The organism is Methylocystis sp. H4A (assembly GCF_015709545.1).
Taxonomy (GTDB): Bacteria; Pseudomonadota; Alphaproteobacteria; order Rhizobiales; family Beijerinckiaceae; genus Methylocystis; species Methylocystis silviterrae.
This window is the reverse complement of sequence record NZ_JADNQY010000025.1, coordinates 295,712-307,689: the sequence shown is the minus strand read 5'-3', so window position 1 is coordinate 307,689 and position 11,978 is coordinate 295,712. Positions and strand designations below refer to the sequence as shown.

Genomic DNA, 11,978 nt, shown 5'->3' with positions numbered 1-11,978 from the left:
TCGCGGGCGTCCTCGAACTCCTGTTTCGTGACGATCCGCTTCGAGCGCCGCGCCGCGAGCAGCGCCGCCTCGTTGACAAGATTCATCAGATCGGCGCCCGAGAAGCCCGGCGTGCCGCGCGCGACGATCTTCAGATCCACGTCCGGCGCCAGAGGCACCTTGCGGGCGTGAACCTTGAGGATCTTCTCGCGGCCGATGAAATCCGGGTTCGGCACCTGGATCTGCCGGTCGAAACGGCCCGGACGCATCAGCGCCGGATCGAGCACGTCCGGACGGTTGGTCGCGGCGATCAGGATGATGCCCTCATTCGCCTCGAAGCCGTCCATCTCGACGAGCAGCTGGTTCAGCGTCTGCTCGCGCTCATCGTTGCCGCCGCCAAGGCCGGCGCCGCGATGGCGGCCGACCGCGTCGATCTCGTCGACGAAGATGATGCAGGGCGCATTCTTCTTCGCCTGTTCGAACATGTCGCGCACGCGCGAGGCGCCGACGCCGACGAACATTTCGACGAAGTCAGAGCCCGAGATCGAGAAGAACGGCACGCCCGCCTCGCCGGCGATGGCGCGCGCCAGCAGCGTCTTGCCGGTGCCGGGCGGTCCAACCAGCAGCACGCCGCGCGGAATGCGCCCGCCGAGCCGCTGGAACTTCTGCGGATCACGCAGGAATTCGACGATCTCCTGCAGATCCTCCTTGGCTTCGTCGACGCCGGCGACGTCCTCGAAGGTGACGCGCCCTTGCGTCTCCGTCAGCAGTTTCGCTTTCGATTTGCCAAAGCCCATGGCGCGGCCGCCTGCGCCGCCCTGCATCTGCCGCGCCATGTAAATCCAGACGGCGATGAAGAGCAGCAGCGGCAGCCCATTGACCAGCAGGGTCGAGAGCCAACCCGGACTGTCGTTCGCGGGCTTGGCGCTGATCTGCACCTTCTTCGACTCAAGTTTCTGCACGAGGCCTGGATCGCTCGGCGCGTAAGTCGTGAAAGAGCGGTTGTCGTTAAAGTGGCCGGAAATCTCGTTGCCGGACATCATCACGTCATGGACGCGGCCTTCGTCGATCTGCACCAGCAGCTCGCTGAAGGTGATCTCGCGAGCCGGCGTGCGGGTCTGCTGATGCTGGAACAGCCCGAAAAGCAACGCGCCGACTGCGACGAACAGAACCCAAGGCAAATATTTCTTCCAATTCGCCTTCATTTTTCACCTCCATGACGAGAGCCGCGGCAGGCCGGGCGTCGTCGTCAATATGTATGCATCCCCCGCCGGAGCCAAAGATGCCTCGACGAGCGCAGGATGAGATTAGAAGTAATCTAGGTCAGGATGACGCAATCGCCAAACAGGCGTCATAATTCGCCAAAAGTTGAGCGGATGCGTAAGATCGTCATCGCCGGCCTAAATGAATGCCTAGGCTCGGCTTTCTGGATTTGACGTATGTTTTGACGCTCGCGCGGTGCGCCGCCGCGCCCACTGAAAGCGCTGAAGATCCTTTCTATGTCGTTACGGCAAGCGCGGACGGCGAGTCGATCCGCGATCGCGCGGGAGCGAGCTTCCCCGTCGCCGCGTCCTTCGAGGCCATTTACGACTTGCGACGCGATCATCGCGCCGAGTTTCTGGCCCGGCGAAGACGGAAAGCCGCCGGACATGTCGCGCTTTGGCGCGACGGTCGCCGAGCTGGAAATCGGCGACCTTAAAGCGAAGCTTATGTCCCTGACGGATTAATCGTCATTGCGGCGCAAAGACGCTGAAACCTGACCGACTAGTCATTGTTTAAGACCGGATTACGGACCCCAAGCTGAAACAGCGCGGCGCTCTCTTGCGCGGCGCGTCAGGTGCATCGCAACAGCTTTTCCCACTTGGCTTATTTCGGAGTCGGTGCGCTAATTTGTCGCGCCTGCCTCAGATGCGGCTCATCGTTTCCACAATGGGGCAGCGAGCCATAGGACAAACGCCATGAATGCGATCTCAGCGATTCTGTCGATTTTCGCCGCCGCCGCCGCCATCACGCTTGCAATCACCGCCTTCGTGAACGCCTGATCGTCGTTCGCCCAAATCTAAGAAGCGTCGCTCGCCGCCCCGCGGCGAGACGCCGGCGCCCTGCATTTTTTAAATTGCCACTCGGATCGCTCCCCGGCGAAAAGTTGTTTTGCTCACGACCGGCGGCAGCCCGTTTGGCGTAGCCTTTCCAGATCGGCAAGATTGATCGGCGGCGCCGTGGCGTCGCCCGCGAGACTTTTGAACGGCGCGTTCATCGCGGCGCCGACTTCATAAAGCACAGCAAACATGTCGGCGCCGTCGATGCGCATCGGCGGCGCTAATGTTTCACCGGCGCAGCCGCGATGCGACAGCAGGCGATGCATCGACCTGTCAAAAACGCCGATCATATGCGTCAGAGCGGCGGTCTCGGCGATCGTATTTAGCGCGACGCCGAGTTGACCGATCGTGCGATCGATGGCCGCCTCCGTCGCGCGAGCATCTCCGACAGCGTGGAGCGTCAAACGACTTGCTTCCCAAATCAGCGGGCTTTCGACGCGTAAGCCGTCCGGCAAGCCCCCCGCGAAAGCGGCGTTCAACATCGTGACGCCGGCGGTCGGCAGCAACCTCAGCGCTCCCGCGACGCCCTTCCTTTCGTCGAGCGCGAGAACGTAGAGCGGATCAAGCGAATCAAAATAATCGACGACCGCCAGCCGATGGACCGCAGCGGACGGCCGACCGGCATGCGCGCGAGCGGCGCCAAGGCGCAGGTCATACATCTCATCCATCAGACGGGGAAAAAGCGCGCGCGATTCGCCAGGCAGCAGCACGATCATCGCTCCCGCCGATTGATCAAGTCAGCGGGAGTGGACTCGATCACGGAACGCAGCCGTTTGACGCCGAGCGAATGAGCCCTATCCGGCAGGCCTCCTCGACGGCATTATCGACCGAGGCGGCGCGAAGCCGGGCGCGCGCCGTTTCGAGCCAGAAGCGCACGGTGGTTGGAGCAGCTCCAAGCGCGACCCCGATCTCATGATCGCTGGTTCCTTGGGCCTTAAGGCGCAGGCAAGCGACCTCCCGATCCGACAACCGCATTTCGACGTGGGGTTCCACGGCAAGGGCGCCTCGCACGCTGGCGTGAAAGATCGCGCTCATAACCATGAGCCGGCGAATCAGGGCGCGGCGCTGCGGCGGCAGGGATGAAGCGTTCTCAGCGCAGCAGACGCTGAACAGCCCATATTCGCCGCTTCGGCCGCGCAGGGGAATGGAGAAGCCGTCGGCGCCGAGGTCGAACTCCAGCACTTCGCCCAGGAGTTTTTCAACCACCGGATCGTCGCGATCCAGCAGGCGCCAATCGACTGGCGTTATCCCCCCGAAACCCGCGCGTACGACGGGCTCGAGGTCGACACGGCGCGCCTGGGCATAGGATTTTCGCCACGAGGCGGCGTGAATGGCGGACAGCAGCGGTCGGTCGGCGCGGCGGGTCGGCAGGTTGAAGGCGACATACCCGACATGAGAGACGCCCGCCGCCCGCAAGACTTCATCAAGGAGCAAGACTTCATCAAGGAGGTTGTAGCGAACCGTCCGCCGATCGGCGCGCGCGAGCCGATCGATAAGATCGAAAACATCTTCGCGATACACGCTGAACGCCTATCGTGCCGAAATCAATTCGCAATTTGATACACAGTCGCTGGCGGGCAGGCAATGTGCCGCGCGTCGAAAGGCTTTGACGAAGCCCGTCGTTCGCCGCCAGCAAAAAAAGAGCCCGGCCGATCGGCCGGGCTCTTTCATATCGATCTTCGGGCTGGATCAGTATTTGGCAACAATCGGGGCAGCGCCCCAGTTGAAGTGATAGTTGATGCCAGCGCGGACGATATTGCCGTTGAAGCGGGTTCTAGACTGCACGAGGTTCGCGAATGAGACAGGTACGCCAGCCACAGTGGTCGCCTGCGCCAGTGCGAAGCTGGTGGCCACAGTGCCAAGATCGTAATACAAATATTCGACCTTGGCGCTCCAGTTTGGCCAGAACATCCACTCGAGACCGCCGCCGGCCGTCCAGCCGACGCGCGTGTCGGAGAAGCTGCTAGCCCCGCCGAATGGGGGCAACACTGCGAAGGGCGCGCCGGTGACGCTGAGGGCCTGCTGAAAAATGTTGGTGCTGGTTGAAACGCCGCCGTACGCGAGACCGCCGGTGCCGTAAACCAGCAAGGTCGGCGTGAAGAGCCAGCCCAAACGCCCGCGTACGGTGCCGAGATAGTCGAGATTCTTGGTGACCCTGCTAAACGTCGGATACTGGGCGACCGCAGTGACAGTGGTATCCACAGCTCCAATGGTGAACGCGGAGGTGGATCCGCTGGAGCCAGCAATCCCCTGAATATCCGCTTCCACGCCCGCGACGAAGCTGTTCATGAACTGCCAGTTGTAGCCGATCTGACCGCCGCCGATGAAGCCGCTGTTGTTGACCCCCATATTGCTGGTCGCACCCAACGCGGCCCCGAATGCACGAGCCGTATTGCCAGCTACCGTGATGCCTGGGCCAGCAGGGCCGATGAAGAACGGAAACGCGCTTGTAGTGATCGTATTGCTGCCGGCCCACGTGCCGCCCGCATTCAGACCGACATAGAAGCCGGTCCACAGCGGCGGCGGCGGCAGCGGGGGCGGCGGCGGCGCCTTGTAGCTGGGCAGATCTGCCGCAAGGGCCGTGCTGGCGGTCAGCGCCAGCGCCAGTGTGACGAATATTCTTTTCATCTGAAATCCTCACTGCCGATAGGCGAAACGCTTTCGCCGGACCGCTGCTACGAAACCCAAGCAATTACTTTGTCTTGAGCGCAATCAAGCAATGACGCACGCGCACAGTCAACACGAGACAACAAGCGTCAGTCGAATTTTCGATCGGTGTGGCGCCGAGGCCACAAGGGCTAAATCACCGGGCCTCGTCAAACGCGCCGGGCCACGCCAATATCTGGCGGCGACGCCATGGATGTCGGCGTCAACTCCGGGCGCGCCGCCCGCGTTCAGATTCGCCATAACAGCGTCCAGCCTGGGAGCGGATGCGGGCGTCAGCCAAAAAAAAAGCCCGGCCGATCGGCCGGGCTCTTTCATATGGATGGTCAGGCTGGATCAGTATTTCGCGACGACCGGGGCCGCACCCCAGTTGAAGTGATAGTTCACGCCAGCGCGGACGATATTGCCGTTGAACCGGGTTGAAAATTGCGACACGGAGGCGACGGTCGGCGCTCCAAAAAGCGCTACGTTCACCGCGGATCCCGTCACCGGCCCAAGATCGTAATACAGATATTCCGCCTTCGCCGACCAGTTCGGCATGAACATCCATTCGAGTCCGCCACCGGCTGTCCAGCCGACCCGCGTGTCGGAGACGCCGGCTGTCCCCCCCTGAAGGGGCAAGAGGGCGCCCGCAAAGGACAACGACTGGAAACTGGTCAGATTGACGTTCACGCCGCCATAAGCCAAGCCGCCCGTCCCGTAGACCAGCAGCGTCGGCGTGAAGAGCCAGCCAAGGCGCCCCCGCACGGTGCCTATATAGTCAAGCGACTTCCTTACGCTAATACCAGAGAGAAGGTTGACCGGGATAAACGTCTCGGTCTGTGGGTCAGGTATTACGCCGAGCGGAGTAGCGATCCAAGAGGCGCCGCCACCGCTAGACCCGGCGATACCCTGGATATCCGTTTCTATGCCCGCGACAAGGCGGCCATTGTAAAACTGCCAATTATAGCCAATCTGGCCGCCGCCGATGAAGCCCGCCCCACTGTTTGCGGACTGACTGCCGCTCAACGGCAGGTTCAGAATGCCGACCGCCCCGACTGCGGGCCAATTCGTCACATAAACTGAATTATTACTGGCCCAAGCGCCACCTGCGTTCAAACCCACGTAAAAGCCTGTCCACAATGGCGGGGGTGGCGGCGGGGGCGGAGGCGGAGCCTTGTAGCTGGGAAGATCTGCCGCAAGGGCCGTGCTAGCGGTCAGCGCCAGCGCCAGTGTGACGAATATTCTTTTCATCTGAAATCCTCACTGCCGACAGGCGAAAAGCTTTCGCCGGACCGCTGCTACGAAACCCAAGCAATTGCTTTGCCTTGAGCGCAATCAAGCAATGACGCACGCGCACAGTCAACGCGAGACCACGAGCCTTAACTCGAATTTTCGATCGGTGTGGCGCCGAGGCCACGAGGGCTAAATCACCGGGCCACGTCAAACGCGCCGGGCCACGCCAATATCTGGCGGCGACGCCATGGATGTCGGCGTCAACTCCGGGCGCGCCGCCTACGTTCAGACTCGCCATAACAGCGTCCAGCCTGGGAGCGGATGCGGGCGTCAGCCAAAAAAAAAGCCCGGCCGATCGGCCGGGCTCTTTCATATGGATGGTCAGGCTGGATCAGTATTTCGCAACAATCGGGGCAGCGCCCCAGTTGAAGTGATAGTTCACGCCGGCGCGGACGATATTGCCGTTGAAGCGAGTCTGGGACTGCGAAACCACTCCGGCCACCAGCGTGTTCGGAAGGAACGTGTTGCCGAAGGTCGCCAAGAGGCCCCCGGAGTAGCTGACATTGCCGAGATCGTAATACAGATATTCGACCTTGGCGGACCAGTTCGGCATGAACATCCACTCCAAGCCGCCACCCGCCGTCCAGCCGACGCGCGTGTCGGAAAAGGCTCCGGACGAGAAAGCGGCGCTAGTGATACAGTTCCCCGGGAACTGAGCGCAGTCATTGTTGAACTGCGCGATGCCGGTCGACACGGAGACGCCGCCATAGGCAAGACCGCCGGTGCCGTAAACAAGCAAGGTCGGGGTGAAGAGCCAGCCGAGTCGGCCGCGAACCGTTCCGATATAGTCGAGACGCTTCGAGGTCGTGATCGCGGTTGTAAGGACTTCATTGGCGCCGAAAAACGGAAATCCGCCGGCCGCAGTAACCGAGGTCTTGTTGCTGTTGCTCCCGGCGACGCCCTGGATGTCGGCCTCAGTGCCCGCGACAATGCGGCCGCCCCAAAACTGCCAGTTATAGCCAATCTGGCCGCCGCCGATGAATCCGCTGGTGTTGCCCTGCGAAACGCCCGAGGCGCCGAGCGCAGAAAATGCAGCGTAACGGGCCGCGGAGGCGCTTCCGGGGATGGATGTGATCGGGGCCGACTGGGTCCAAATGTTATTGCTGCCGCCCCAAGTCCCGCCGGCATTCAGACCGACGTAGAAGCCACTCCACAGCGGCGGCGGCGGCAGCGGGGGCGGCGGAGGAGCCTTGTAGCTGGGAAGATCGGCCGCCAAAGCCGAGCCCGTCAGCGCGACCACAAGAGCGGCGACGGAAAGAGCTTTTTTCATCTGAGTCCTCGTTCCTTGGAGGCGGAAAACTTCGCCCGATTGCCTTGTTGAAACTTTCAGCGATCGCTCGCCATGCATCGCACTCAATCAGTCGAGGCCGCGCACAGTCAATCCAAAAGCCCCGGATCTTGCAGGCGCTCGGTCGGAATTCCGGCTGGTGTGGCGCCGGCGCCACAACTGCGCGTTCAGAGCCGGATCGACTTTGATCTCGTCCACGGCGAAGCGGCGGGTCGAAGCCATGACGGCCGCGGGCGACATACCGTCGTCTGACGGCGGTTCCCATCGCGACTCGAGTATGGAGAGAAACGGTGATCAGCGCGCGCTGATAGGGGCTTCGCCCTGCTATGAACGTGATTGGAGGCGATGGCTCACAGCAACCGGCCTTGCTTCGAAGGGGCCGCTAGCCGTTGGAGGCCGCGCGGCGCGCGATCGCGCCGCGGCGCCAATCCTCTTTCGAGCCGTCCGTCAGCTTATCCTCCAGCATACGCGCGGCGACCAGATCGAGCCGGCCCACGGGTCGAATTCCCACCCAATCAAGCCGCTGCGCGGGCGCAAGCGACCCCAGCACGCGAGAACAGCTCCTGCCGAAATGACGCAGAGGCAGCAGCAGAAGTTCGAATTCCGAGGCGCCCAGCGCTGTCCGGGCTTGCGCGACAAGCGGCGTTTGGGCGTCGATGACCCCTCGAATCGCCTCAGCAACCTCCTCCTGCCGCTGCGCTCGCCACCATTCTAGGAAGAGGCGTCCCTTCTGCTCGCGCTGCCAGAGGGCGTTAACCCGAGCGCCACAGAGACGGATCGGAAGTCCGCGTTCCGGGTCCACTTCGATGATGAATATGTCCGGCAACATGTGGCGAATCGCGACGGGATCGATCTCCGCTCGATCCGGCGCCGCCCGTTCTCCCTTCAATCGCCCCCAATAATCGTGAAGATCCCTGGTGACTGACAATCTCATTCAAACCCGCCCGACTCGTGAGCCCCCGCCCAGGATTGGGACACATTCCCGCCTAGTGTTCCAATCTTTCCCGACTGACGCAGCCATCGTGCCATCGGAGCGGCGATCGCCAAAATGGCGGAGCCGACCAACGGCCAGGGTTCCGCACCTACAAAAAGGCTAGCGAAAGCAATAAGCTGAACTTTTCGGAAGCGATCTCGAGCGACCCGCTCGGCGCTCACGAATCAGTTCTTGCCCTCGCCGCCAGGCGCCTCAAATCGGGACGCTGGCCGACGCCGGTTGCGCTAGATTAGCATTGAGGCCGCGCGGGCCCTTGCCCAGCAAAACGGACAGGAGCGAACGTGCCCGCAAGTCGAGAACGAATTTTCAATCTCCCGACAGTGACGAAGACGCTCATCGTCGCGCTAACGGCGACGCAGCTCGTCGTCGCATACGGTCCTTTGGAGTTCTCAAACTGGCTGCTAACGACATTCGCCTTCATCCCGGCGCGCGTGACGCTTGAAGGCGGCGCCGAATACGCCACCCTGCTGACCTACTTTTTTTTACACGGCGATTGGACGCATCTCATCGTGAATGTGTTAGCGCTTGCAGCATTCGGCACGCCGGTCGAACGTCGATTCGGTTCGGCGCGCTACCTCCTCTTTCTCGCCGCAAGCGCGTTCGCAGGCGCGTTGTTGTTTCTTGCGCTGCACCCTTACGAAATCGCCCCTGTCGTGGGCGCATCCGGCGCAATCTCTGGAACAATGGGGGCAATTGTGCGTTTCGCATTTACGCCAGGTGCGCGGCTGGCGGACAACAGGCGCAGCCCCCGGACGCCATACGACGAGGAATCGCATTTCACTTCGCTGTTGGAACTGCCATTGAACCGACAGGCGATGTTTTTCCTTGTCGCATGGTTAGCGGTGAACGTGCTTCTTGGCGTCTTTCCGCAGGCGGTCGGCGTGTCGAGCGCGATCGCCTGGGAAGCGCACGTCGGAGGGTTTTTGTTCGGCCTGCTCTTTTTCAACTTCTTCGATCGCGCGGGTCGGCATGCCCTGAGTTCGCAGTAACGCTCTCCGGCTGGCAAGGGAGGCCGATCGAGAGCGAAAAGGAGGGCCAGATGACGATCTCGAACATACTCGCGGAGAAAGGAAGAGAGGTGGTGACTGCGAGCGCCGACACGACGCTGCACGAGGCGGCTCAGCTCATGATGCGCTATCGAATCGGCGCGCTCGTCATTCTGGACGACAGCGGCCGACTGGCCGGACTGATCGCCGAGCGCGATATCGTTTCAGCGGTCGCGCTGGACGGGCCAGAGGCGCTGACGCAGCGCATATCCGCGTATATGCAGCCCAGTCCCCAGCCGGCGAGAGAAGACGACGCCGTCGAGAATACGATGCGCGTGATGACCATCGAACGGCGCCGGCATATTCCCGTGGTCCGGGAAACGCGCCTCGTGGGCCTCGTGTCGATCGGCGACGTCGTCAAATACCGCATTCGCGTCATCGAGGAAGAGCACCGATCGATGCGCGAATACATCGCCCAAGCCTAAGGACTCGACGAGGCCGGCAGCGGGATGTGGGCGAAAATGTTGGGCAGCGCGCGCTTCGTCGCCTCGCGCCCTACATGGATGAGCTGCTCCGCCTTGTGAAAGTCGAACATGCCGACCTCCTCCAGTCGCGCCGTTATCGTGGCGTCTGGCGGGTCGCCGGCCAACCGCGAACGCAGAATTCGATCCTGGATGATGTTGAAGGCGTCGATCATCGCGGTGGCGACGTTCGGCGCATCGCCCGGCTGACGATCGAAATAGCGGGGCAGGAACCGATCGACAAAGGACGCGTCCGCCTTCTCGAACGGTCCGGCCTCCGCGGCGCGATGTAGCGCGGCGGGATCGTCGCGGATAACGCGCGCGCGATACATCGTGTCGGCGGTGACGTTCACGGCGATCACATATTCGGCGCCGAGCGCGCGGCAAACGGTGACCGGCACGGGATTGACCAGCGCGCCATCAAAGAGCCAGCGATCGCCAATGCGCACCGGCTCAAAAACGCCCGGCAACGCATAAGATGCGCGGATGGCGAGGGACATGGAGCCATGCTGCAGCCACACCTCATGGCCTGTCCCAACCTGAGTCGCCACCGCCGCGAAGGGTATGGGAAGGTCCTCGATATCCAGGCCTTCGAGTTCCTTCTCCAGGGCGGACCGCAACCGTTCGCCGGTGATGAGGCTCGCGCCGGAAAATGAGAGATCCATCAGCGTGAAGACGCGCCGCTTGGTCAGGGTGCGGGCAAAGGCTTCGATCTGATCAAGCTTGCCGGCGGCGTAGCATCCGGCGACCACGGCGCCGATCGATGTGCCTGCGATCACATCGGGCTTGATGTCATGGGCGGCGAGCTCGCGCAGCACGCCGATGTGCGACCAGCCGCGCGCCGCGCCTGCGCCGAGCGCCAGTCCAATCGTCGGCTGACCGCGTCTTTGCTGTTTGGCCTCGGTATCCGCCTTGCGTACGAGGGTCGTCGGAGGGGCTTGTGGTTCGTCCGTCATCGCGCTGGCCGCATCGGCATCGAGAAGTTGGGGGTTGCGTGAGCGTAGCGATAACATGCGGGCCTTCCTGCGCCGCCGTCGCCGTCGTGGTCAGCGGCACAAGATATATATTTGGAGACCAGCCTGCGCTTCGGAAGGTGGCCTTCAGGTTAACTTTCCGCCAGATGATGGACGCCTAGGCGCCCTCGGCGGAGAAAACCAGCGCGCCATCGTCGCCGAGCGCCCGATAAAAGCAGGACTTCCTCCCCGTATGGCACGCCTTGCCGTCGCCGCCGACTTCGACCTCGAGCAGCACGGCGTCCTGATCGCAGTCTACGCGCAGCGAGAGCACTTTTTGCGTCTGCCCCGACGTCTCGCCTTTGCGCCAGAGCGAGCGCCGCGACCGCGACCAATAATGGGCGAGCCCCGTCTCGATCGTCTTCTCGAGCGCGAGTTCGTTCATATAGGCGACCATCAGCACTTCGCGGGTGGCCGCCTCCGTGGTGACGCAGACGATGAGGCCGTTCGCGTCGAATTTCGGCGCGAAAACGCCCCCCTCCTCCACCTCTCTGGACGCCTGCGACATCACCGCGCCCCGCGCAGCAGCGTATAGAAACGCGCCTGCTCGGCCGGATCGTCACGGAAAACTCCGGAAAACTGCATGGTCACCGTGGACGATCCCTGCTTCATCACGCCGCGCATCGACATGCACATATGTTCCGCCTCGACCATGACGGCGACCCCGCGCGGCGCGAGCGCTTCGTCGATCGCCGCCGCGATCTGCGCCGTCATCGCCTCCTGAGTCTGGAGGCGGCGGGCAAAAATCTCGACAAGCCGGGCAAGCTTCGACAGACCGACCACCCCGCCCGCCGGATAATAGGCGATGTGCGTCTTTCCAACGAAGGGCACGACGTGGTGCTCGCAATGCGAGGTAAAGGGAATGTCGCGAACGAGCACGAGATCGTCGTAGCCTTCGACCTCCTCGAAGACTTTCGACAGGACCTCGTCGGCGCTCTCTCGATAGCCGCTGAAGAACTCTTCATAGGCTTTGACGACGCGACGCGGGGTGTCTAGCAACCCCTCGCGGCCCGGATCGTCTCCCGCCCAGCGCAACAGGGTGCGCACGGCGGCTTCGGCTTCATCGCGGGAGGGGCGTTCGACGGTTTTCACCGTCTCGAGCGAAGAAAAGGGACAGGTCTTAACCACGTCATCCATGTGGCGCCTCCAACTGACTAAC

General features: G+C 62.4%; 12 protein-coding genes. 2 read left to right on the top strand and 10 right to left on the bottom strand.

Annotated elements, in window-relative coordinates; all coding sequences use genetic code 11:
- From ftsH to IYW40_RS13005, 7 genes are all read right to left on the bottom strand, one after another.
- A partial coding sequence (ftsH, locus tag IYW40_RS13035) for an ATP-dependent zinc metalloprotease FtsH (protein ID WP_196400793.1) occupies positions 1-1,184 on the bottom strand: 1,184 nt, incomplete at its 3' end.
- A 950-nt stretch (positions 1,185-2,134) separates the two neighbouring features.
- Complete coding sequence (locus IYW40_RS13030; RefSeq protein ID WP_196400792.1) at positions 2,135-2,794, bottom strand: acyl-homoserine-lactone synthase; 660 nt, start codon at positions 2,792-2,794, stop codon at positions 2,135-2,137.
- 40 nt (positions 2,795-2,834) lie between these two features.
- Positions 2,835-3,599: an autoinducer binding domain-containing protein gene (locus IYW40_RS13025; protein ID WP_196400791.1), complete on the bottom strand. Its 765-nt coding sequence runs from the start codon at positions 3,597-3,599 to the stop codon at positions 2,835-2,837.
- A gap of 168 nt (positions 3,600-3,767) precedes the next feature.
- Positions 3,768-4,706 carry an outer membrane beta-barrel protein gene (locus IYW40_RS13020; RefSeq protein WP_196400790.1) on the bottom strand — a complete coding sequence of 313 codons (939 nt, stop codon included), beginning with the start codon at positions 4,704-4,706 and terminating at the stop codon, positions 3,768-3,770.
- A 372-nt stretch (positions 4,707-5,078) separates the two neighbouring features.
- Positions 5,079-5,975 (bottom strand): outer membrane beta-barrel protein, encoded by an 897-nt coding sequence (locus tag IYW40_RS13015; protein WP_196400789.1) that lies wholly within the window; start codon positions 5,973-5,975, stop codon positions 5,079-5,081.
- Between the two features lie 373 nt (positions 5,976-6,348).
- Entirely contained in the window at positions 6,349-7,287 is a 939-nt protein-coding gene (locus IYW40_RS13010; RefSeq protein ID WP_196400788.1) for an outer membrane beta-barrel protein, read from the bottom strand.
- A 400-nt stretch (positions 7,288-7,687) separates the two neighbouring features.
- A complete protein-coding gene (locus IYW40_RS13005; protein WP_196400787.1) occupies positions 7,688-8,239 on the bottom strand; it encodes a PAS domain-containing protein in 552 nt (183 codons plus the stop codon).
- 491 nt (positions 8,240-8,730) lie between these two features.
- On the opposite strand from IYW40_RS13005, the gene IYW40_RS13000 reads away from it, so the two are divergent.
- Complete coding sequence (locus tag IYW40_RS13000) at positions 8,731-9,288, top strand: rhomboid family intramembrane serine protease (RefSeq protein WP_348644271.1); 558 nt, start codon at positions 8,731-8,733, stop codon at positions 9,286-9,288.
- 50 nt (positions 9,289-9,338) lie between these two features.
- Positions 9,339-9,770, top strand: coding sequence for a CBS domain-containing protein (locus IYW40_RS12995; protein ID WP_196400785.1), 432 nt, complete (start codon positions 9,339-9,341; stop codon positions 9,768-9,770).
- Here IYW40_RS12995 and IYW40_RS12990 read toward each other — a convergent pair.
- The 3 genes from IYW40_RS12990 to folE all read right to left on the bottom strand — a co-directional run bounded on the left by IYW40_RS12990 (position 9,767) and on the right by folE (position 11,956).
- A complete protein-coding gene (locus tag IYW40_RS12990; protein ID WP_196400784.1) occupies positions 9,767-10,762 on the bottom strand; it encodes a patatin-like phospholipase family protein in 996 nt (331 codons plus the stop codon). The two genes, IYW40_RS12995 and IYW40_RS12990, sit on opposite strands and share 4 nt — an antisense overlap.
- 175 nt (positions 10,763-10,937) lie before the next feature.
- Positions 10,938-11,327 (bottom strand): phosphoribosyl-AMP cyclohydrolase, encoded by a 390-nt coding sequence (gene hisI, locus IYW40_RS12985; RefSeq protein ID WP_196400783.1) that lies wholly within the window; start codon positions 11,325-11,327, stop codon positions 10,938-10,940.
- Positions 11,327-11,956 carry a GTP cyclohydrolase I FolE gene (folE, locus tag IYW40_RS12980; protein WP_196400782.1) on the bottom strand — a complete coding sequence of 210 codons (630 nt, stop codon included), beginning with the start codon at positions 11,954-11,956 and terminating at the stop codon, positions 11,327-11,329. The genes hisI and folE overlap by 1 nt, the downstream gene beginning before the upstream one ends.
- Between the last annotated feature and the right edge of the window lie 22 nt (positions 11,957-11,978).